We start from the raw sequence: 24,176 nt of genomic DNA, 5'->3' as shown, positions 1-24,176 counted from the left end.
GATAAAATAGCTGCGGGCGCAGTGGAATCTTCGGATATCGCGGCGGATGCGGTAAACGCGGGGACCATTAACGCAGATGTAGCGGGAGCAGGTCTTGCGCAGAATGCAACGACAGGCGCATTGGAAGTTGACGAAGCGGCAATAGCCGACGGAACGATCTCGTCAACGAACAGTACCATAGATATTACGGGAGGTGACGATTCTGTGTTCAAGGACGTGACCTTGGATGTTGCGGACGATGCCATTACTACGGAAAAAATAGCTGCGGGCGCAGTGGAGACATCCGATATTTCGGATGATGCCGTAGCCTTGGAAAAATTGGCGAACGGTACTGCCAACGGCCAAGTAATGCAATGGAACGGTACCGATTGGACATTGGTGGACCTAGGTTCGGTAACGGTAACGGAAAATGACGGAGTTATAGGAAATGAAGTTGTGAATGGTACAGATGGTACTTTGGTACGTTCAGGAGCTGGTACTACGGTAAGTCCTTTTACCTTGGATGTAGCCGCAGACGGTATTACCAATGCCGAAATAGCTGATAATGCCATAAACACTGAAAACATTACCGATGGTTCGGTAGGAACGGCTGATCTTGCCGATGGTAACAATGCCGGAGAAATGATTCAATGGAACGGTACGGATTGGGAATATATAGACCCAAGTACCTTGATTCCTGCAACTACGGTATCCAACACAAGTACTGGCAACACTTTATCGACTACGGTTAATGGTGTTACCGGAGCAGGGGTTCCAATAGTTAATAGTAACGTACTAGGTTTAGATACTAATAATGATTTGATAAGTACGGTAAACGGAGAAGCGTCTTCAGCGTTGGATTTAACTCCGGCAATACAAGCAAATCAAACCACGACCACGGTTGTAGAAGGAACGGGAATAGATGTAACATCATCGGTTACCGGAAACAATACGGAATATACGGTTACGGTAGATCCTACGGATATCGTTGGTGACGGTAGTATTACATCAAGTGATCTTGATGTTGTAGGCGGTGCGAACGCAACTTTGAACGATGTTAGTCTAACAATTGCCGATGATGCTGTCGATGCAGCAACCATTAACGCAGATGTAGCGGGAGCAGGTCTTGCGCAGAATGCAACGACAGGCGCTTTGGAAGTTGACGAAGCGGCAATAGCCGACGGAACGATCTCGTCAACGAACAGTACCATAGATATTACGGGAGGTGACGATTCTGTGTTCAAGGACGTGACCTTGGATGTAGCGGACGATGCCATCACCACGGATAAAATAGCTGCGGGCGCAGTGGAATCTTCGGATATCGCGGCGGATGCAGTCAATGCAGTAACTATAAACGCAGACGTAGCAGGAGCAGGTCTTGCGCAGAATGCAACGACAGGCGCTTTGGAAGTCGATGAAGCGGCAATAGCCGACGGAACGATCTCGTCAACGAACAGTACCATAGATATTACGGGAGGTGACGATTCTGTGTTCAAGGACGTGACCTTGGATGTTGCGGACGATGCCATCACCACGGATAAAATAGCTGCGGGCGCAGTGGAATCTTCTGATATCGCGGCGGATGCGGTAAACGCGGCGACCATTAACGTAGACGTAGCTGGAGCAGGTCTTGCGCAGAATGCAACGACAGGCGCATTGGAAGTGGACGAAGCGGCAATAGCCGATGGAACGATCTCGTCAACGAACAGTACCATAGATATTACGGGAGGTGACGATTCTGTGTTCAAGGACGTGACCTTGGATGTTGCGGACGATGCCATTACTACGGAAAAAATAGCTGCGGGCGCAGTGGAGACATCCGATATTTCGGATGATGCCGTAGCCTTGGAAAAATTGGCGAACGGTACTGCCAACGGCCAAGTAATGCAATGGAACGGTACCGATTGGACATTGGTAGACCTAGGTTCGGTAACGGTAACCGAAAATGACGGAGTTATAGGAAATGAAGTTGTGAATGGTACAGATGGTACTTTGGTACGTTCAGGAGCTGGTACTACGGTAAGTCCTTTTACCTTGGATGTAGCCGTAGACGGTATTACCAATGCCGAAATAGCTGATAATGCCATAAACACTGAAAACATTACCGATGGTTCGGTAGGAACGGCTGATCTTGCCGATGGTAACAATGCCGGAGAAATGATTCAATGGAATGGTACGGATTGGGAATATATAGACCCAAGTACCTTGATTCCGGCAACTACGGTATCCAACACAAGTACAGGAAACACTTTATCGACAACGGTCAATGGTGTTACCGGAGCAGGGGTTCCAATAGTTAATAGTAATTCACTTAGTTTAAATGGAAGTAATGAACTGGTTAGTACAGTGAATGGTGAAGCTTCTAACGTTATAGATTTGACTCCGTTCGTAAATAATGATACCAATGAAATTCAAGATTTACAATTAACGGGAGATAATCTAACATTGACAAACGACCCAACAGCTACAGCAATAGATTTATCAGATTATAGGGAAACTGTAACGGGAACAAATGATATCACCGTAACCGATGATGGCAATGGTAACTATACTGTTGATTATGTAGATGGCGATAAGAGTGATACCAATGAGATTCAGGATTTAACCTATGACCCTTCAACTCAAACTTTAAATATAACGAACAATCCATCGGCTACGGATATTGACTTATCCGCGTTAGTAAGTTCGGATAATCAGAATATTGAAAATTTGGCATTTTCTGGTACAACGTTAACCGTAGGAATTGAGGATGGAACTTCTCAAACAGTTAGTCTTGCTGAATTAGCGGATAATCAAAGTATTACTGGTTCAGGTTTATCGGGGAATACTTTGACAATTGGAATAGAGGATGGATCGAGTGAGACCGTCGATTTATCTCCTCTAGCGGATAATCAAAGCATTAGTGGTTCAATTTTATCTGGAAATACCTTGACTATAGGTATTGAGGATGGATCGAGCGAAACAGTAGATTTATCATCTTTGAATGAAACCGTAACTGGAACCAATGATATAACGGTAACCGATGATGGTAACGGAAACTATACTGTTGATTATATAGATGGTGATAACGACTCCACAAACGAATTAACGCAAAGAGGTACAGGCGGTCCAACAGGTTCACCTGCGGAAGGTACCACTTATGTAGACACTGCTAGTGGTCAACTTTATGTATACGATTCTGGCGCATGGCAACCGGTAGGTGGGAGTGCTACACCAGGAGATGCTAGTGATACCAACGAGCTAATAACTTCTTTTGGAGTTGTGGGTACTAATCTTCGTATTACCGAAGCAGGTACTGATTTTGATGTTCCTTTGAGTGATTTAGGAACGGACAGTCAAGATCTTTCTTTAACAGGAGATAATCTAACATTGACCAACGACCCAACTGCAACGGCTATAGATTTATCAGATTATAGAGAAACTGTAATAGGAGCAAATGACATAACTGTTACCGATGACGGAAATGGTAATTTTACTGTCGACTATGTAGATGGAGATAACGACGATGAAAACGAAATAGAATTACCAGAAGGAGGAAATAATGGTCAAGTACTTTCTACTGATGGTTCAGGAACATATACTTGGGTAGATCCAGATTCAGGTCCTGCAGGTGCTGATGGAGCTGACGGCAACGGAATAGCATCCACGACCGATAATGGAGATGGAACCTTTACATTGACTTACGATGACGGAACAACTTTCACCACGTCGGATTTAACAGGTCCTCAAGGAACTCCTGGAAATGATGGAGCTGACGGAACAAACGGAACAGATGGAGCAGACGGAGACGGATTTACCGGAGGAAACTATAATGCAAGTACAGGAGTGGTTACGTTCACATCCGATGACGGATTAGGATTTACAACAGGAGATTTAAGAGGTGCCGATGGCGCTGACGGAGCCGACGGAGCGGACGGGGCAACAGGTCCAGCAGGTGCTGACGGAACAGCCGGTGCTGATGGAACAGATGGAGACGGCTTTACCGGAGGAAACTATAATGCAGGTACAGGAGTGGTTACGTTCACATCCGATGACGGATTAGGTTTTGCAACAGGAGATTTAAGAGGTGCTGACGGAGCCGATGGTGCTGATGGAGACGGCTTTACCGGAGGAAACTATAATGCGGGTACAGGAGTGGTTACGTTCACATCCGATGACGGACTTGGTTTTGCAACAGGAGATTTAAGAGGTGCCGATGGCGCTGACGGAACCGACGGAGCGGACGGGGCAACAGGTCCTGCGGGTCCAGCCGGTGCTGATGGTACTGATGGTGCTGACGGAACAGATGGTGCTGATGGAGACGGCTTTACCGGAGGAAACTATAATGCAAGTACAGGAGTGGTTACGTTCACTTCGGATGACGGCTTAGGATTTACAACAGGAGACTTAAGAGGTGCCGATGGCGCTGACGGAAACGATGGTGCCACGGGAGCGACAGGTCCGCAAGGTCCTCAAGGAGAAGTTGGTCCACAGGGACCGGCAGGTCCAGCGGGAGCAGATGGAAACGATGGAGCAACGGGAGCAACAGGTCCACAAGGTCCTCAAGGGGAAGTTGGTCCACAGGGACCGGCAGGTCCGGCGGGAGCAGACGGAAATGATGGTGCAACGGGTGCCACGGGAGCGACAGGTCCGCAAGGTCCTCAAGGAGAAGTTGGTCCACAAGGACCAGCAGGTCCAGCAGGAGCCGATGGAAACGATGGAGCAACGGGAGCGACAGGTCCACAAGGACCGGCAGGTCCAGCTGGAGCAGATGGAAACGACGGTGCCACGGGAGCGACAGGTCCGCAAGGTCCTCAAGGAGAAGTTGGTCCACAAGGACCGGCAGGTCCAGCGGGAGCAGACGGAAACGACGGTGCAACGGGAGCGACAGGTCCTCAGGGTCCTCAAGGGGAAGTTGGTCCACAGGGACCGGCAGGTCCAGCTGGAGCCGATGGAAACGATGGAGCAACAGGAGCGACAGGTGCTCAAGGTCCACAAGGAGAAGTTGGTCCACAGGGACCGGCAGGTCCAGCGGGAGCAGACGGAAATGATGGTGCTACGGGAGCGATAGGTCCCCAAGGTCCACAAGGAGAAGTTGGTCCACAAGGACCGGCAGGTCCAGCTGGAGCCGATGGAAACGATGGAGCAACAGGAGCGACAGGTGCTCAAGGTCCTCAAGGAGAAGTTGGTCCACAGGGACCGGCAGGTCCAGCGGGAGCAGACGGAAATGACGGTGCAACCGGTGCGACTGGACCACAAGGTCCGGCAGGTCCCCAGGGTCCAGCAGGTCAGGATGGTCAGGATGGTCAGGATGGTGCAACGGGACCACAAGGTCCGGCAGGTCAGGATGGTCAGGATGGCGCAACAGGACCACAAGGTCCGGCAGGACAAGACGGTCAGGATGGTGCAACAGGTCCCCAAGGTCCGGCAGGTCCTCAGGGTCCAGCAGGTCAGGATGGTCAAGATGGCGCAACAGGTCCCCAAGGTCCAGCAGGTGATCCTGCAACTGATGATCAAACATTGGCAACAACTGGAGCTGCAGGCCAAATATCAATTTCTGGTGGTAACGCTATTACCTTGAATGTAAATGATGCTGATTCAAATGCATCAAACGAAATTCAAACTATTACGTCTACTGATGGTTCGGTAACGGTTACTCCAAATGGAATCAATTATAACCTATCCGTGCCAACGGCAAACGGAGCAGAAACCATAGTGGAAGCGGCACCGGATACAGATATCAGTGTTACTGGAACTGGTACGTCGGCTGATCCATATTTAATTGCCAATACAAGGCCGGATATTTTCTATCCACCTTCTATTGAGGTAGATGTGGCAACAACAGGTACAGGTAGAACAATTGATTTACATGCGGAGTATTTAGCTCAGTACGGTACACCGGCAGTGGTTAGCGCAGGTGCCCCAACAGCAATACCAACTTATGCGAATAATGAATTGTATTATTATGTAACATATTATGATACAACCGTATTTGCAAATGTTAGTGTGAACGCTACGGGTATAATGACTTACGATGTTATAGCGGCTCCAACAGATTATAATACACTGATCAATGTAGTTTTTGTAGCTCAATAATTAGCTAATTGAAACAAAGATCCCAAATCGATTTGAAAAAAAATTATACATATAGAACTATAATCCTAAGCATTGTTTTTACAATGCTGGGGATTTTTGTCTCAAACGCGCAGTTTTTATTGCAGGCTCCAACAGATAGTGATCAAAATAACTTTCGTTGGTACGAAGCCTCGGATACTGCAACAGTTTTGGGTACAGATTCTTTTTACGAAGTAACCCAACCTGGTATTTACTTTGCAACATACGATGGTACTTTATGTGGTTCTAATGCAACGGGATATTTTATTGTAACGGATTGTAATAATCCTGAGAATGAAGTAACCATGGATATTACCAACAATGTATCTACCGGAGCTACGGTAAATTGGAGTCCGGCTATTACGGGAGACCAATTAAGGCCAATGGTAATTGCAACCGATGCTGTTGTAAAATATACGGCGATGGTAACCAAGGCGGGCAATACGTTCAACCTCCCTAATTTTACTGTGGTTTGTTTACCACAAGCAGCAGACTTAGAAGACGATTTTGTAACCACTGATGAAGAAGTACCTGTAGTTATAGATATTTATGGTAATGATGCCGATTTACCCGATGTTGGTGCTTTAACAGCGACCGATCCTGCTAATGGTTCGGTAACCATTGATGATGGTGGTACTCCCAATAATCCTTTAGATGATATTGTAACTTACACTCCAGATACAGATTTTAATGGTACAGATAGTTTTGACTATACCATTTGTAATGCTTATGGAGATTGTAGCACAGCTACAGTAACCATTGAAGTTTTACCGGTTTTAGATACCAACGATGATTCCATTGCAATTGATATAAATGCAATTACCGCCATAGATACATGGCAATTGAACGATAATGATTTGCCAACAGATGGTTCGTTCAGTGTTACACAACCAACCAATGGTTCTGTTACCGTTGATGATAATGGTACGCCAAATGACCCATCAGATGATATTCCTACGTATTTTCCTAACAATAATTACTTAGGTACAGATGCTTTTGACTATACGGTTTGTGATACTGTTGGTAACTGTAGTACATCAACCATTACAATTATGATAAATCCATTAGGTGTAGATATGGATAGTGATGATGATGGTATTGTTAATAGCTTTGAAGATTTAAATTTAGATGGTGATAACGATCCATCTACCAATCCGACCGATACGGACGGAGACGGATTCCCAGATTATTTAGATATCGATGCAGATGGTGATGGTATACCCGATAATGTTGAAGCTCAGGCAACTGCTGAATACATTCCGCCATCAGGGATCGATGCGAATACCAATGGTTTAGATGATGCCTATGAAGCTAATGGTTTAACTGGAATATTCCCAGTAGATACAGATGGAGATAACTTGCCGGATTATTTAGATGAGGATAGTGACAATGATAATGTGCCGGATGCCATAGAAGGTCATGACTATGACCATGACGGTATTCCAGATGTTGTAGCAATTGGATCTGATAAGGATAATGACGGTTTAGATGATGGTTATGAAGGAGCAATTTCTGTAGATACAGATGTCAACGATGAAATTGATGACCCGTATGCACAACTTCCTAATACCGATAGTGATGAAGAATCAGATTATAGGGATACGGATGATGACGATGATGGTATTGAGACTCGTGATGAAGATTTAAATCTAAACGGGGATTATGCAGATGATGATACGGACGGTGATGGTATACCAAATTATTTGGATTCAGATTTAGGTCAATTAGAAGAAGAAATTGAAGTTTTCAACGTTATTACACCTAACGGTGATGGTATTCATGATGTTTTAAGAATAAACGGATTGGAAAATTATCCTAATAACACCTTGAAAATCTATAACAGATGGGGAGTATCGGTTTATATGACCAAGGCATATAATACAGAAGGTAATGTCTTTGATGGTACTTCTGAAGGAAGGGTAACAGTAGATGTTGATCGTAAATTACCGGTAGGTACATATTTCTATATACTGGATTATGAACTGCCTAATGGAGAAACCGAAACATTGTCTGGTTACATATATATAAATAGATAAGAATAATGCTTAAAGATTTTATATACAATAATAAAGTGCAACTAATAAAACGGGTTTTCACCATAGTGATGCTTGGTCTTGGGGTATTTTGTTATGGCCAGCAAGACGCGCAGTACACACAGTATATGTATAATACCATTAGTGTGAATCCTGCATACGCCGGCTCTAGAGGGCATATAAGTATAGGTGCTTTACATAGATCCCAATGGGTGGGCTTAGATGGTGCACCAACTACACAGACTTTTAATGCACATTCCCCAATTGGATATAGAGGTGTAGGCTTAGGACTATCTATTGTTAATGATGAAATAGGACCTACGTCAGAAACTAATTTTGATATCGATTTTTCATACACCGTATGGACTTCTACCGAGGGTAGATTAAGTTTTGGTTTAAAAGCAAGTGCTAACTTGTTGGATATTAGGTTTTCAGAATTAAATCAATATACTACAGATCCTACTTTACAGCAAGATATAGATAATAGGCTTTCACCAAATATTGGAGCGGGAGTATACTACCATACGAATAAATTCTATGCGGGTTTGTCCGTACCAAGGTTTCTAGAGACCACACACTTTCAAGGATCAAATTTATCTACGGCAAAAGAACAAATGAACCTTTATTTGATTACCGGTTATGTTTGGGATTTAAACGAATTTTTAAAATTTAAGCCAGCACTACTTACCAAAGTGGTAAGAGGAGCACCTTTACAAGTAGATTTATCGGCGAACTTCATGTTGAACGATAAGTTTATTTTAGGAGCGGCCTATAGATGGGATGCCGCCTTTAGTGGTATGGCTGGGTTTAATGTATCAAACAAATTTTTAATTGGTATAGCATACGATAAAGAAACAACGGAACTTGGTAATACAGCTTTTAACGATGGATCTTTTGAAGTTATTTTCAGATATGATTTCATAACCACCAAGAACAATTTAAAATCTCCTCGTTTCTTCTAGTATTTTCTTTTTATACATCATTACGTAAAATAAGTTAAACGCCTTATTTTTACGTTATGAAGGAAGAACAGGTAATTCTCGTAAATCAAGATAACGAACAAATTGGTACCATGCCAAAAATGGAAGCCCATGAAAAGGCGGTGTTGCATAGGGCATTTTCAGTATTTATTGTAAATGACAATGGAGATATCATGTTGCAACAAAGAGCGGCATCAAAATATCATTCTCCTTTACTTTGGACCAATACATGTTGTAGCCATCAGCGCGTTGGTGAATCTAATATTGAAGCCGGCAAAAGAAGGTTGCAGGAAGAAATGGGATTTCAGGCTGAATTGAAAGAGTTATTTTCCTTTATATATAAAGCTCCTTTTGATAATGGATTAACGGAACATGAATATGATCATGTTATGTTGGGTAGTTTTAATTCAGAACCTAACATAAATCCTGATGAAGTAGAAGCTTGGAAATGGATGTCACCGGAAGCTGTAAAAGAGGATATTTCTAAGAATCCCAACGAATATACAGCGTGGTTTAAGATTATATTCGATAAGTTTTACGAACATTTATTTAATACACCGGCGAAATGATGAAGGTTAAGGTAAGTAGAAAAGCACATTTTAATGCTGCCCATAGATTATATAGGAAAGACTGGGATGATGGTAAAAACACTGAAATTTTCGGTAAATGTAATAACCCTAATTTTCATGGTCACAACTATGAAATGGTTGTGAGCGTAACAGGTGAAATAGATCCAGAAACAGGTTTTGTAATGGATATGAAGGTGTTAAAAGATTTGATCAAAGTAGAGATTGAAGATTATTTAGATCACAAAAACCTTAATGTTGAGGTAGAAGAGTTTAAAAGCTTAAATCCTACGGCTGAGAATATTGCAGTAGTTATTTGGAAAAGATTGCGTTCGCATATTCAAAAAAGTCATGAACTTGAAGTGGTTCTTTATGAAACACCAAGAAACTATGTTACATTTTCCGGATAAATTTAAAATGTAAGAAAAAACTTTATTTTTCGTTATTAGTTTAATTTAGTAGACCAACAAAAAAACAATCAATGATACATCCATTAAAATTTAAGCCTATTTTAAAAGAAAGACTATGGGGAGGCACCAAATTGAAAGAAGTGTTTGGAAAACCAATAGAGAGTGATATTACTGGTGAAAGCTGGGAATTATCTACCGTGCCAGGAGATATTTCAGTGGTTGCCAATGGAAGCTTAGAAGGTAAGTCGCTTCAAGAATTAATAGATTCCAATGGCGAGGAGTTGTTAGGGAAAAGCGTCGTTGAGCGTTTTGGAAAGGAATTTCCCATATTAATAAAATTCATTGATGCAAAACAAGACCTATCTATTCAATTGCACCCAAATGATGCCTTGGCAAAAGAACGTCATAACTCTTTTGGAAAGACAGAGATGTGGTATATCATGGATGCAGATCCTAAGGCAGAGCTTATAGTTGGTTTCAATAAAGATGTTACCAAAGAAGAATATGCTGAAAGTGTTGCTAATGATACCCTACTTGATCTTCTTAATTATGAGCAAGTTAAAGAAGGGGATACATTCTTTATCAATACCGGAAAAATTCATGCTATAGGGGCAGGGGTAATGTTGGCAGAGATTCAGCAAACTTCAGATGTTACCTATCGTGTTTTTGATTTCAATAGAAAAGACAAAGATGGAAACCTTAGGGAGTTACATACAGACTTGGCATTAGATGCTGTAGACTATGAAAAGAAAGACGATTTTAAAGTTTCTTATAGCCAGGAAAAGAATGAAGTAAATACCATGGTAGATTGCCCATATTTTAAAACGAACTTTATTGAGCTTACTGAAAATTTGGAATTAGATACGGTAAATAGAGATTCGTTTACCATTTTTATGTGTGTTGGCGGTGAAGCTAAGATCAGTACTGCAGAAGGTGAAGTAGCTATTAAGAGTGGCGAAACGGCACTATTACCAGCATCTACACAGAAAATTTCATTACAATCTACAGGAGCTAAATTGTTAGAGGTTACTATTTAAGCTGTAATTAACAATACGGCAAACCAAAAATTGTACTTTTGTAAAAAATAATTAGAGATGGCAAGTATTAAAAATTTAAAGAAAGATATTAATAATGTTCTTGGTGACATTATAGAAGGTGTTTATATAGTAGAGGCAACCAACGGTACTACGCATTCAAAAGAGGGTACTGCCATTATTGATGAGGCAATAGCAACATTTGATGAATTGGTGGCTAAAGTCAATAAGAATGATGTTGAGAACAAAAAAGCACATTTCAAAGAAGTAAGAAGTGATTTGGAAACAAAAGCAACTAAATTGGTAGAGGACCTAAACAAGTTGGCTTAATTCAAAATTCCTTTAGAAATAAAAAAGCATCCTAATCATTAGGATGCTTTTTTAGTTATACCAATTTGGTAAGTGCATTAATTCTTTCCAAGTAGTGCAGCTAGCTCTTTACCATATTTAGATGCTGCCACCTCTGGTGATAGCACACTATATATAGAATCTAAATATTTTTTGTTGGCATCTGGTATTTCCTTAAGTGCAACATAAGGCGCAATAAAGGATGATTTGTTGTTAAGAGCAAAATTGATGGCAAAAGCATAGCCGCGTTGTAAATTTCTATTGCTGATATTTTCTAGGGAATCAATACTCACAGCACTTACGTCACCCTTTGCTTGCGCGGCATTCATCATAATTTCAATATTTCTCTTATTAATGCCAGACATGGTCTCTCTGTATTCTTCAAGTCTTTTTTGAGTTTCAGAGCCGGTAATTTTAGCTGTGGTATCAAATGTATTCCAATCGGAATTTATGGTCATCGTACCTGGTTCCGCAAAGAAAGTAATACGGTCATTGATATCGTTATTATCTTTCTTATCTAAATACAGATAAAATATTTCAGGACTGGATAATTTGGTTTTGAAAGAGAAATTTCCATCTCCGTTAATGGTAACCGAATCTACAGTAATTAAAACTGAATCTGGTACATGTTGCAGGTAAAGCGTACCTTTTTTTAAACCTTTTATTTTACCGTTTACAATTAGGGTTTCTTTTGTGTCATCACCACAAGAGCTCAACGCCAATAGTGCAGTAATTACGAATAATATTTTCTTCATTCTTCTGATTTAGGGCGCAAATATCTATAAAATTTGATAATTAAGAACGCCAACTTTTTAATTTGTTAGTAACTAAGGTCTGTTTATAAGCTTGAGGCCACTTCCATCAAATATGCACATAACAATGCGCCACCTGTACCTACAACGTAGCCTAAAACGGCCAATAGTACTCCCACCGAGGTCAATGAAGGGTGAAATTCAGCAGCTACAACAGGAGCAGAAGCAGCGCCACCAACATTCGCCTGGCTACCTACCGCTAGAAAGAAATACGGAGCTTTTATCAATTTAGCCACAAATATCATTAATCCTGCGTGAATGCTGATCCAAATAAAACCAACGGCGATCAATCCTGGATTTTCAAGAACTTTGCCAAGGTCCATTTTCATACCAATGGTGGCAACCAAAATATAAATGAACATTCCACCAATTTTACTGGCGCCCGCCCCTTCATAATTTTTAGCTTTGGTGAAAGAAAGTGCTATACCTAAACCAGTAGCGATTACCACCATCCAGAAAAAACTAGAACCTAAGAAAGATAAAAAACTCTTTTGGTCGCTTACAACATCAAAACTACTGGTTAAATATGTGCTCATGTAATCACCAAAAAAATGAGCGATACCTACTGCTGTAAATGCCAAGGCAAGCATAATCATATAATCGTTCAAGGTAGGTACACGGGTAATTTTCTCCGTAAACTCGGTCACCTTTATTTTTAAGGTTTCAATAGCAGAAGTATCTGCCTTTAACCATGAATCAATTCTTTTGGTTTTACCAACTCCCAATAATACAATGGCCATCCATACATTGGCTACCACAATATCAATTAATACCATACCACCATATTTTTCAGGGTTATATTGAAAAATTTCAAGCATGGCAGCTTGGTTGGCACCACCACCAATCCAACTACCGGCAATTGTAGATAGTCCCCTCCAAATAGCATCAAAATCGTTACCACCTACTGTATCGGGTGAAAAGATAGATATAATAAGAATAGCAATGGGGCCACCGATAATAATACCTGCGCTACCGGTCAAGAACATAATAATTGCTTTAGAGCCTAAGTTGCTAATAGCTTTAATATCTATACTTAAGGTCATAAGTACCAAGGCAGCCGGTAAAAGATATCTACTTGCCATAAAGTATAAATTGGAAATTTCATCGGAAACTATGCCGGTACTTGTCAGTATTGCAGGTAATAAATAGCACATAAGAACAGCCGGTACTATGGAATAGAACTTGCTCCAGAAGCCCGTTTTTTTATTTGAGGTGTAAAAGATGAAACCTAAGCATAGTGCTAAAAGTCCAAAAACTACAGTGTCATTTGTTATAATGGGCTGGGCAATTAAGTGTGGCATATACATATAGGTAAGTTGCTAATTTCAAATATAGTTAATTCACTAAGTTTTCTGCAATGTAATGCGCTACACCATCTTGGGTGTTTTCTAAAGTTATATAAGTTGAAATAGCTTTTACTTCTTCTCTTGCATTGGCAACGGCAACACCGCAACCTACATTTGAAAGCATATCTATATCATTATAATTATCGCCAAATGCGATTACATCTTGCAATGTTTCATGGTCTTTTAATAGCAGCTGTATAGCAGATAGTTTTGAAACTTCTTTTGGGGCAATCTCAATTAAAGTATCGTTAGAACGGTAAAGATTCAGTAATGCACCCAATTTTTCATTAAGAATGGGCATTAATTTATCTGCACTTTCTTTGGTACACATAAGCATAATTTTGTGAGCACCTATTTTTCGTTCATTCCAGTCGCTTAAAGTAGTATCGGTATCTTGAAAAGTAGGGGTAGATTTAGTGTATTTAATTTCTTTTTCTACACGTACCGATGTTCTTGGAACGTACCATTCATTTTTATAATATAGTCCTAAGTCTGCATTAAGCCCTTTACACAACAAATAAATTTGGTTTAAAACGGAAATAGGTATGAATACAGATGTGATTTCAGTACTGCCAGATAGAACCAAAGCACCATTATAACATATTATAGGCTGTTCTTTAATACCTAAATCTTCTTGAATGTAATACATAGCACTGGGCATTCTTGCGGACACTAGAATTATGTTGGTTTCATATTTAATTTTATTGATCTGTTCAATAAGATATTTAGAAACGTCACTTTTAGAAGATAGCATTGTACCATCTAAATCTGAGCAAAGGATTTTGAATTTCATTTTAAATATTTAACCAGTAGGTAAGTTTTAAGTTGATAGAACGATATTTGGGTTCAAACGAATTGACAAAATAATTGTCATTATACACTATAAATAAATCTGACAATGGAGCAAAACGCCATTGCAATCTAGAGTTAAAACCTAAATTATCTCTTTGGTTACTATATTGTACCAGCGTAGACCAAAATATAGACTTGCTAAAGGTAACATCTATTTTAGGACTAATTAGCCAAATATTTGTACTTGAATAGGGTTCCGGTAACGATATTTTATCATAGTTCATGGCCAATGACAAAAAAACTTTGGGTTGAAATCTTAAAAACATTTCAGCTCCCAAAGAAAATCTATCTCCGTTAAAAAAGCTTCCTAACGTAGGTTGAATGCTATAAGCAAATCTTTTTCTGCTGTCAGATTGGAATTCCAATGAAACAAAATTATAATGATAGCCAAGCATGCCGGGTAGTGGTATGGCATCATCTAAGTTGGTAGGGTCAAAATCTTCGAATAAATAGGTGTAGGAATGGGTGTATGATACATTTATTTCTGATTGGTCATTAAATTTAGATTCCCAAGCCCCCATAAGGTCATAGTCTGTATGTAAAAAATCATTTTCTGGACTCCAGGTCAACACTGGGAAAAATTGAAAGCTGTGACTCTGTAAAGCACTGTTTTCCGGCCAAAAGACACGCTCAAACATTGTGGCTGTCTTAAAAATATCTGTTCTACGAATAAAACCAAGATCGGACCTAAAATCTTCACCTATATAAACTAAGTCCTCAAAAAAATTCCAGTTTCTAGAATTGTATTGCATAAATGCTCCTGACGAAAGATTTGCCTTGCCTGCATCATGTGCAAATGATTTATGTAGATAGAATTTACCATTCCATATATTGTTATCCGATATTAAGTTATAATCAATACCGGCAACCCTATTATAGCGATCTTCATCATCTTGAAAATCATAGTCCTTAAACGTTTGTCTATTGATAAAGAACATTCCAATATTGGAACGTCCAAAAATATTTTGCTGAAGCGCCAACATGGTGTTGTTGTTCGAAGCTATATTTTCTTCAATATCTTCAGCGGTCTGTAGATTTAGAAAACCCAATCTAAGCCCTTTATTGATCTTGCCGCTTAAACGTACACCGCCAATTATTTTATTTTCTATCGTATTGTCTGCAGTATCTTTGGCTATACCTATACGTCTTGAGAAGAACGGATTTGCATCTCTACCACCACCAAAGCTGCCAAAAAGGTCACTGTTGTCAATAAAGAACTGTCTTTTTTCGGGCAGGGAAACTTCAAATCTGGTGAGGTTCGTAATCTGGTCGTCTACCTCTACTTGAGAAAAATCGGGATTTACCGTAACATCTAAATTCATACTATTGCCAATGGCAATTTTGGCATCTCCACCTACATTAAGTTTTGTATTGGCTTCATCCAATTCAAAGTCCTTTTGTGACCCCATATTTATATATGGAATAACAGCAAGTGGCGTACGGAATTTACCCAATGGTTGTTCAAAAATCATATCCCCCATAAAGGTGAGACCGTAAATATTCTGATTTTGGGGAATATTGGTCCAAGTACTATTCTCGTTAGATTGTGTATCAAATCTATAACTATTAAAACGCCATTTTGTTTCCCCTTCTTTAAACTTGAAGGCAGTTAAGGGTATTACCATTTCAGAAGTGTAGTAATCTTCATATATTTTAGAATCTCCCCTCCATTTCACATCCCATGAAATAGTAAATCCGTTAAGGTTTAGTCCGCCACCTGAAACTAGACCTTCTCGTCTTACACCGTAAGGGTTTATACCGAATAGAAAAGCATTGTTTCCATCATTGAAAGTATCAAAGAGCAAGGTAATGTTATCACTGTTGCCAGCTCTAAAATCTCGTTTTAGCGATTGTATTGAATAATCTTGGCCAGCTGTGTAAATGGTAATTCCAACGTAAAGATTCTTGTCGTCATAAAGCATTTTAATTTCTGATTGCTTTTTAGATTGTACAGAATCTGTTGGGAAGTATTGCCAAAATTTATCCGCTTTGTCTGCCTCTATCCATACGGGTTCATCAAGAATACCATCGGGAGTTATGTTGGCGGTTATTTTTTTTACAACAAATGATTTGTTGTTGGTTTGGGCATTTAAAAGTATGCAAAAAAGTATAAGCACTAAAGTACTTAGGTATTTGGTCATTTTGGTAAAAGTTTGGTAGTCAACCAAATTTAAGTTTTTGTTTGTTAAATAAGTTGTACAACTGTAATAAAAACACAAAAAATGTAACTAAAACCGAATTTTAATACCTGAATGATTTTAACCTTTAAACTTTTTACTCTTCTTTTTATTGGGGTTCTTAAATAGACGTTTAAAAAAACCATCGCGCTTTATTGGGTCGCAATTTAAAGCTTCTTGTACCGTAACAGTCGGTTTTGGAAAGGTCGGTTTTGTATATGTATTAAATTGCTTGTCCTTATTCAATTCTTTCATCCAAAGTCCAAACAAGGGTAGGGCGGCATTGGCACCTTGTCCAATGCTTGTATTGCTAAAACCAATTTCGTGTTGATCTAGGCCTACCCAAGTAACATGAACAAGTTTAGGGGTAAGGGCAACAAACCAAGCATCTTTATTATTCTGTGTTGTCCCGGTTTTACCGGCAATATCATTTTTGAGTCCATAGGTGCTTCTAAGTCTTGCTGCAGTTCCAGAATTAACGGTAGATTTCATCATTTCTATCATTATCTGTCCGGTTTCTTTTGAAAATGCTGACTTTTCGTTTAATTCAGAATTAAATTCAACTAAAACCGAGTCTCTATGATTAGAAATACTTTTGATCAGGTTTGGCTCAATGTGTTTTCCGTTATTGGCATAGCTGGTATAGGCCTGTGCTAAATCAATGATTTTTATTTCTCCTGTTCCAAGCGCAATAGAAGCTTCTTTAGGCAGTTCATTATTAATACCCATATTTTTTGCCATGAGAAGAACGTTGTCAATTCCTGCCTTTTCCAGGACTTTTACGGCAATAGTATTAACAGAATTACTAAGCCCTTCTTCCATAGAGTAGTTGAGGTAAGCTTCATCCTTATCACCAGAATTGGAAGGAGACCAGCCTTTTAAATTATCATATGCTATTTCTTCGGCAGAGAAATAGGTACAGGGTGAAATGCCTTGATCTACTGCAGTGGTATACACAATGGGTTTAAAAGTAGACCCTACCTGGCGTTTACTTTGAGAAATATGATCATACTTATATTGCTCAAAATTAATACCACCAACCCATACCAAGATGTCACCATTTGTGGGGTCTACCGCAAGTGAACCGGTATTTAGGAGTTTGGTATAGTGTTGAATACTATCCATAGTACTTGCCATTTGTTCTTCGTCACCTTGCCAAGATTTAAAAATTCTCTTTTGCTTGTCTTTAGATAGACTATCAATAATCTGCTTATGAGTTAATCCGGATTTTTGTAATCTTTTATAGGTAGAAGTTCGCCTGGCAATTTTTTCCATCAACTTTTTATCCTTTAACCATGGTGCATTGGTACCGTAGCTTTTTTCAAAACTATTTTGAAGCTTAGACATATGTTCTACCATTACATCTTCAGCTAATTGTTGCATCTTGTAATTAAGTGTAGTGTAAATTTTGAGTCCAGAGGTATAGATATTATAATCTGTTCCACTTTCATTCTGTTCAGCGATCCAACGCAACATTTTTCTACGAACTTCTTCCCTAAAGTAGGGGGCAATGCCAGCGTTGTAATCAAATTCCCTATAATCTAGATCAAGGTCTTCTTGAGAAAATTTTGTAACCAGTTCTTCCGTGATAAAATCATTGTTGTACATGGCACGTAATACCAAATTACGTCTGCCCAAACTCTTTTCTGGAAAAATTCTAGGGTTGTAGCCATACGTAGCTTTTAACATTCCTACCAAAGTGGCAGCTTGTGGAGCGGAAATATCCTTGGTTCTGGTATTAAAGAATTTAAGGGCAGCGCTTTCTATGCCAAATGTATTATCACCAAATGAAACGGTATTAAGGTAATTGGTCAGTATTTCTTTTTTAGAGTAAGTTTTCTCCAATCGTTTGGCAATGATCATTTCCTTGACCTTATTGACAACTATATTTGTTTTATTTCTTTCTTTTCTTGGGTACAGGTTTTTCGCTAATTGTTGGGTTAACGTGCTGCCCCCGCCAGATGAATTATCTCCTAAAAGTATAGTTTTAAAACCTACGCGTATTAAACTTCTTATATCTATACCGGTGTGCTCATAAAAACGTTCGTCTTCAATGGCGACTAAGGCATGAATTAAATGCTCAGGAAAATCCTCGTACGCCACCGGTTGCCTATCATATAAATAATATTTACCGATCAATACACTATCTGCGGTAAATACTTCTGATGCCATTTGATATTGAAAATTGGAAAGCTCCTTTTTTGAAGGGATTTTTCCCCATAACCCAATATTTATACTACCGATAAAAAGCATAAACAATGCAAAAAGACAGAGAATACCTAAGCCTATAATTTTAAGTAATCCTTTTTTTCTATTAGTGCTGCTACGTTTCTTCTTCATCATTTATGCAAGTTCTGATATAAATTTAATCTTACCAAGTTTTAACAATACCTTAAATTCTGATGTACTATTTTTGGGCAAAATTTAGACGATGAAGTATATCTTTTTTTTATTGGTACTAGCAGCCAATGTTACATTTGCAAATGATATGTATTGGTCAAAAACTGGGCATAGGGCAGTAGGTGAAGTTGCAGAGCAGCATTTGACTAAAAAAGCAAAGAGAGCGATCAATGATTTATTGGAAGGTGAAAGTTTGGCTGCTGTTGCTAATTTTGCAGATGAAATAAAATCTGATCGTGCCTATCGTAAATTTAGCGCATGGCATTATGTAAACATTCCTTTTGGGAAAACTTATGATGAAATAGAAAAGAACGAATATGGTGATTTGGTACAAGGGGTGAAAACCTGTTTGGAAATCATTAAGGACAAGAATAGTAGTAAGGAAGACAAGGCATTTTATCTTAAGTTTTTGGTTCATCTTATTGGTGATCTGCATCAACCTATGCATGTGGGTAGGGCAGAGGATAAAGGAGGTAATGATATACAATTGCAATGGTTTGGCAATGGTACCAATTTGCATAGGGTTTGGGATTCCAATTTGATAGACGAAAATGGAATGAGCTTTACAGAGCTTGCTGTGGAATATCCTAAAATGTCCAAGCAACAAATTAAGTTTTTGCAAAAAGGATCTTTGTTAGATTGGGTTGAAGAATCTCACTTATTGGCAGAGAAAGTATATGCCTCAGTAGAGGTTGGTGAAAAATTAAGTTACCGTTATAGTTATGACTGGTGGCACACCGTAGAAGATCAATTGCAAAAAGGAGGCGTTAGGCTAGCGGCGGTTTTAAATGAAGCTTTTAAATAATTAGCGCTTAGATATTTTATTGCCAGAGATGTTTCGTTGTCTAGAACATCGAAATCTATCCGTATCAACTGTACGAAGTTTGGCGTGTTTTGTAGCACGACCTTGAACACGTTTACGCCACATTCTAAAACTGCTTGGTTTCATTTCGCGACGCATAACTTCTATGGTTTCTTGTTCGCTAATACCAAATTGAAAAGTTATGGCTTCAAAAGGAGTACGGTCTTCCCAAGCCATTTCAATAATACGGTCTAATTCTCTTTCTGTAAATTCTTTATTCATAGCGTGATAAAGGTACTACATGAAATGATAAAGTAGAAACTTGTTCAAATTTTGTTGTAGCTCAAAAAAAGTAAACAATAGGATAAAAAAACAAATCCGGATAGTGTATGAAAACACCATCCGGAAGCTGTAAAATTTTGATACTATATATAAGGTATAAAACTTACACCAAAACATTCTTTAATTCATTTCTATATTCTGAGGGGTTTTGCCCTGTAAATGCCTTGAACGATTTATTAAAATGAGAAAAGTTGTTGAAACCACATTCAAAACAAACTTCAGTAATACTTAATGGTTTTTCCGCCAAAAGTTTAGAAGCGTGTACCAAACGGTATTCATTTACAAATTGTACAAAGGTCTTATTGGTGATCTTTTTAAAGTATCTACAGAAAGAGGGTATGGTCATACTGACCATAGATGAAATTTGCTCTAAGGTAATTTCTTCCCTAAAGTTATTCTTGACAAAATTAAAAACGATATTTATCCTGTCATTATCCTTTACATCTGTAGCAAAAGAGAATCCTTCTGCGTTCAACAAACGCATATCGTCAGAGTTGCCCAAGTCGTTCAATATATTAAGTATGGAAAGTAAGCGCTGAAAATCCGTCTGATATTCTAACACTTCCATTTTATCACCAATCTTTCTTTTGGTTTTTCCAGAGAAAGCAATACCGCCACTGGCGCTGTTAAAAAGCTTTTCAATTTTCTTCATTTCAGGAATCTTAAAGAAATCTGTTCCAAGAAAATCGGTTTTCATTTGCACAACGGTTTCACTGGTGTTACCGGTAAGTGCATCGGTAAACCCGCAATGTGGTAAATTACTACCTATTAATATAAGGTCACCATTTGTATAATAAGATACGTGACTACCTATTTGTCTCTTTCCTGAGCCACCATTAACATATACCAGTTCTAGTTCTGGGTGGTAATGCCACAGGTTATTTCGGTTAATTCTGTTCTCATCAAACTTTTGGTAAGTAAATGAATGACCAAAATCTGGTTTAATGGCTTCAAATGTAGGTTTATGTTTTACCATGGTAATACGTGTTTGTACTATAAAATTAAACATCAAGTTTTAGATGTTCTTTGCAAAATTAACTAAAATATGTGTAATCTTAACATAGGGGTAATAATGAGTATGTAAGTAGGTTAAAATAGAACATAAATTGGGAAAATATGATGTAGTAAGAGCTTTATAACGGCTGTATGTTTGTAGTGTAAATTATAATGAACCCGTAAAATAATTTATTATGAAAAACCTAGTAAAATTCACAACAGTTGTTGCCTTTATGTTCGCTACAGTAGCAGGCATGGCAAGAGAGCCAAAGTTAAACCTATTATCTGCAGGAAAAGCCAAGAGTGTGGTTTTAACGATGGATGCATCTTCTAACGGTGTACAGGTTAAGTTAATGGATTCTGATTTAAATGTTATTTATTCAGAGAAAATGACACAGGGTCATTTTAGCAAGAAATTAAATTTAAAAGATTTGACAGATGGTGTATACTTCCTATCTGCCGATGATAATATGACAAAATATTCATATACTATTGTTTTAGATAACAATGATGTGAAAATCGTAGAATCTGATGAAGATATCAAGCCTTTCTTTAGAAAGACCGATAACATGATCTTCATGAACTATTTAAACTTAGACAAGTCTAAATTATCTATAAAGATATACGATACAGAAAGTAGAACAGTATTTACACAAGAAGTAGCGGACGAAATGATCGTTGAAAAAGCTTTCAATTTCGCAGATGCTTTCCCAGGTACTTACACTGTAACAGTGAAGTCAGCTGGTAAAACATATACTGAAGAGTTTGTTGTTAATTAAGTTGATTTAAGTTGATTAAGAAGGGGACGGGAGCGTCCCCTTTTTTGTTTTCTATACTTTTAAGTACGTAAATGCCCAGTACATAAGGGCAAATTGTATTGGTAGTCGCAATAAAAGTGCCCATTTAGGAAAACCGGCACTAGCCTTTTCACTAGACAACATATAAAAGTGAACCAATAAAAATACTGCTAACATCGCTATTATACCATAAATAGCAAGTTCTTTTGTTTCTTTGAAAAACAACCCTACACCTAAAATAATTTCAGCAATACCACTTAATAAGACTAAAGCTTTATGAAACGGAAGGTACCTGGGCATTATTCTCAGATATACCTTGGGTTTTATAAAATGTAAGGTACCTGCAATAATATAAATTGCGCCCATTACATATAAATGCCAAGGATATGCCATAAGTGAATAAAGTTATGCTTTTGTATTAGCTGAAATCCAGTTCATTATTTTTTTATCTAGAAGTGCTAATGGAACACAGCCAACTTCAAGAACTTTTTCATGAAAAACTTTGATGTCAAAATCTTTACCAAGGTTGGCTTCAGCTTTTGCCCTAAGTTCTAAAATTTTAAGCTGCCCTATTTTATAGGACAAGGCTTGACCAGGGTTTGCCATATATCTTTCAATCTCTGCGGTAATACTAGCTTCGGATTCAGCCTCGTTATCCAAAGAATATTGAATTGCTTTTTCCCTAGACCACCCTTTAGAGTGTAGACCGGTATCTACCACCAATCGAACGGCACGATGCATTTCTGCACCGAGCATCCCAAAATATTGGTAAGGGTCCGTGTAAAGTCCTAATTCTTTACCTAATGATTCTGTATATAATGCCCAACCTTCACCATAGGCACTATACCAAAGAGTCTTTCTAAACTGTGGTAAACTTTCATTTTCTTGTGTCAATGAAATTTGAAAGTGGTGACCTGGTATAGCTTCATGTAAAAACAAATCTTCATCAGAATACGTATTGTAAGAAGTAACATCTGGTATGGGAACATAGAAAATACCTGGTCTTGTACCATCTAAAGACCCGGGATTGTATTCTGCGCTGGCCGATGCTTCTCTGAAAGCCTCTGTTCGTCTAACCTCGAACGGAGTTTTCGGTTGTTTGCTGAACAAGGCATTTACCTTGGGCATCATTTTTTTATGAATGTCGTTAAAATTATCAATAACCTGTTGGGGGTCTGTAAATGGCATTAACTCTTTTTTAGCGCGAACTTCATTAAAAAATGCTTTTAGATCCCCTTTAAAGCCAACTTGTTTTTTAACGTTTTCCATTTCTGCACTAATTCTGGCAACCTCTTTTAACCCAATTTCATGAATTTCATCTGCCGTTAAATTAGTGGTAGTGTATAATTTAATTTGGTGCGCATAAAAAGCATCTCCATTGGGTATACCTTGTATACCACTGGTTTCTCTGCCGGCATTTAGATATTCGGTTGCCATAAAATCATGCAATTCTTTGTAGGCAGGAATAATTTTGTTGTTAATGATTTTCGTATAGGTATCCGTCAACCTTAATTGATCTGATTCGCTAAAGTCAGCTGGAAAGTTCTTAATTGGAGAATAGAACAAATTGTTTTCTAACTTGGCATCTGCAACACTGGCTAACTGCGGTAAAACTTTTTTGATAAGTGATTTTGGCAGAACATTTTTAGCCTTTATACCCTCTTGCATTTTAGTTTTTGCAGATTGAAGCCATACCACATAATCTTCTAAACGCTTGCTCCAGTTTACGTAGTCGTCGGTTGTTTTAAATGGCTGTGCACTTGTACCACCTGCTAATTGCCCCATCATAAGATTCATTGACCACATCTGATCAATAGGCGTATAATTTTCAAAAGCAAGACCTTCTAAGTTAACCTCACACTCCCATTTAAGAATTGCTTTGGACATTTGCTCACTTTCAGAAAGTTTTGCGTCTTCAAATTTTTCAGCTCTTTCTAAATACGTTTGGTAATAGTTTACCAATTCCTTCTTAAACGAATCAGAAAGAAAATTAGGTAGGGTGTCATTATATCTATTATCACCTTGAAAAGTGGCGTTCAGCGGATTCAGTTTTAATCCGTCGTCATAATAATGAGCCAATAAAGTTATGAAGCCAACATTATGAACGGTAGGATTTGTAGAAACCTCTCCATTAGTTTTTAGTTGGGCTTGGGTATAAAGCCCAGTTATTAAGGCAAATGCAATTATTATGTTTTTCATTAAGATGGGT

At 38.7% G+C, this 24,176-nt stretch carries 18 protein-coding genes; 9 read left to right on the top strand and 9 right to left on the bottom strand.

Features of this window, described 5'->3' with window-relative positions:
- The first annotated feature begins 21 nt into the window (after positions 1-21).
- The 7 genes from VBZ51_RS18280 to VBZ51_RS18250 all read left to right on the top strand — a co-directional run bounded on the left by VBZ51_RS18280 (position 22) and on the right by VBZ51_RS18250 (position 11,425).
- Entirely contained in the window at positions 22-6,054 is a 6,033-nt protein-coding gene (locus tag VBZ51_RS18280; RefSeq protein ID WP_416577872.1) for a hypothetical protein, read from the top strand.
- A gap of 83 nt (positions 6,055-6,137) precedes the next feature.
- Positions 6,138-8,108, top strand: coding sequence for a gliding motility-associated C-terminal domain-containing protein (locus tag VBZ51_RS18275; RefSeq protein WP_416577871.1), 1,971 nt, complete (start codon positions 6,138-6,140; stop codon positions 8,106-8,108).
- A gap of 5 nt (positions 8,109-8,113) precedes the next feature.
- A complete protein-coding gene (locus VBZ51_RS18270) occupies positions 8,114-9,067 on the top strand; it encodes a type IX secretion system membrane protein PorP/SprF (protein WP_416577870.1) in 954 nt (317 codons plus the stop codon).
- A 56-nt stretch (positions 9,068-9,123) separates the two neighbouring features.
- Entirely contained in the window at positions 9,124-9,654 is a 531-nt protein-coding gene (idi, locus tag VBZ51_RS18265) for an isopentenyl-diphosphate Delta-isomerase (protein WP_416577869.1), read from the top strand.
- Positions 9,654-10,061, top strand: coding sequence for a 6-pyruvoyl trahydropterin synthase family protein (locus VBZ51_RS18260; protein WP_416577875.1), 408 nt, complete (start codon positions 9,654-9,656; stop codon positions 10,059-10,061). Before idi ends, VBZ51_RS18260 begins: the two co-directional genes overlap by 1 nt.
- A gap of 74 nt (positions 10,062-10,135) precedes the next feature.
- Complete coding sequence (locus VBZ51_RS18255) at positions 10,136-11,098, top strand: type I phosphomannose isomerase catalytic subunit (protein WP_099192598.1); 963 nt, start codon at positions 10,136-10,138, stop codon at positions 11,096-11,098.
- Positions 11,099-11,155: 57 nt separating this feature from the next.
- Positions 11,156-11,425, top strand: coding sequence for a hypothetical protein (locus VBZ51_RS18250; protein WP_058105671.1), 270 nt, complete (start codon positions 11,156-11,158; stop codon positions 11,423-11,425).
- Between the two features lie 77 nt (positions 11,426-11,502).
- On the opposite strand, the gene VBZ51_RS18245 is transcribed toward VBZ51_RS18250, so the two are convergent.
- From VBZ51_RS18245 to VBZ51_RS18225, 5 genes are all read right to left on the bottom strand, one after another.
- Positions 11,503-12,198: a DUF4369 domain-containing protein gene (locus tag VBZ51_RS18245; protein WP_416577868.1), complete on the bottom strand. Its 696-nt coding sequence runs from the start codon at positions 12,196-12,198 to the stop codon at positions 11,503-11,505.
- An 83-nt stretch (positions 12,199-12,281) separates the two neighbouring features.
- Positions 12,282-13,556 (bottom strand): DUF819 domain-containing protein, encoded by a 1,275-nt coding sequence (locus VBZ51_RS18240; RefSeq protein WP_416577867.1) that lies wholly within the window; start codon positions 13,554-13,556, stop codon positions 12,282-12,284.
- Positions 13,557-13,590: 34 nt separating this feature from the next.
- Positions 13,591-14,394, bottom strand: coding sequence for a Cof-type HAD-IIB family hydrolase (locus VBZ51_RS18235; RefSeq protein ID WP_416577866.1), 804 nt, complete (start codon positions 14,392-14,394; stop codon positions 13,591-13,593).
- A 1-nt stretch (position 14,395) separates the two neighbouring features.
- A complete protein-coding gene (locus tag VBZ51_RS18230; RefSeq protein ID WP_416577865.1) occupies positions 14,396-16,594 on the bottom strand; it encodes a DUF5916 domain-containing protein in 2,199 nt (732 codons plus the stop codon).
- A 117-nt stretch (positions 16,595-16,711) separates the two neighbouring features.
- On the bottom strand, positions 16,712-18,973 hold the full coding sequence (locus VBZ51_RS18225; RefSeq protein ID WP_416577864.1) for a transglycosylase domain-containing protein: 2,262 nt from the start codon (positions 18,971-18,973) through the stop codon (positions 16,712-16,714).
- 88 nt (positions 18,974-19,061) lie between these two features.
- Between VBZ51_RS18225 and VBZ51_RS18220 the strand changes: the two genes are divergently transcribed.
- On the top strand, positions 19,062-19,835 hold the full coding sequence (locus tag VBZ51_RS18220) for a S1/P1 nuclease (protein ID WP_416577863.1): 774 nt from the start codon (positions 19,062-19,064) through the stop codon (positions 19,833-19,835).
- Here VBZ51_RS18220 and VBZ51_RS18215 read toward each other — a convergent pair whose 3' ends face one another.
- Both VBZ51_RS18215 and VBZ51_RS18210 read right to left on the bottom strand, forming a co-directional pair.
- Positions 19,836-20,114 (bottom strand): TIGR03643 family protein, encoded by a 279-nt coding sequence (locus tag VBZ51_RS18215; RefSeq protein ID WP_305521494.1) that lies wholly within the window; start codon positions 20,112-20,114, stop codon positions 19,836-19,838.
- 163 nt (positions 20,115-20,277) lie between these two features.
- Entirely contained in the window at positions 20,278-21,150 is an 873-nt protein-coding gene (locus VBZ51_RS18210; RefSeq protein WP_058105794.1) for an AraC family transcriptional regulator, read from the bottom strand.
- Between the two features lie 214 nt (positions 21,151-21,364).
- Here VBZ51_RS18210 and VBZ51_RS18205 point away from each other — a divergent pair, with 214 nt between their 5' ends.
- Positions 21,365-21,949, top strand: a complete 585-nt coding sequence (locus tag VBZ51_RS18205; RefSeq protein ID WP_058105678.1) for a hypothetical protein — start codon at positions 21,365-21,367, stop codon at positions 21,947-21,949.
- 51 nt (positions 21,950-22,000) lie between these two features.
- Here the strand turns inward: VBZ51_RS18205 and VBZ51_RS18200 are convergent, their stop codons facing one another.
- Positions 22,001-22,360: a MauE/DoxX family redox-associated membrane protein gene (locus tag VBZ51_RS18200; protein ID WP_416577862.1), complete on the bottom strand. Its 360-nt coding sequence runs from the start codon at positions 22,358-22,360 to the stop codon at positions 22,001-22,003.
- A 12-nt stretch (positions 22,361-22,372) separates the two neighbouring features.
- Positions 22,373-24,166, bottom strand: a complete 1,794-nt coding sequence (locus VBZ51_RS18195; RefSeq protein ID WP_416577861.1) for a DUF885 domain-containing protein — start codon at positions 24,164-24,166, stop codon at positions 22,373-22,375.
- Between the last annotated feature and the right edge of the window lie 10 nt (positions 24,167-24,176).

Origin of the sequence: Maribacter sp. HS, assembly GCF_048059195.1 — a bacterium.
GTDB lineage: Bacteria > Bacteroidota > Bacteroidia > Flavobacteriales > Flavobacteriaceae > Maribacter > Maribacter dokdonensis.
Note: the sequence above shows the minus strand (reverse complement) of the source record. Positions and strands in the feature narration are given on the sequence as shown.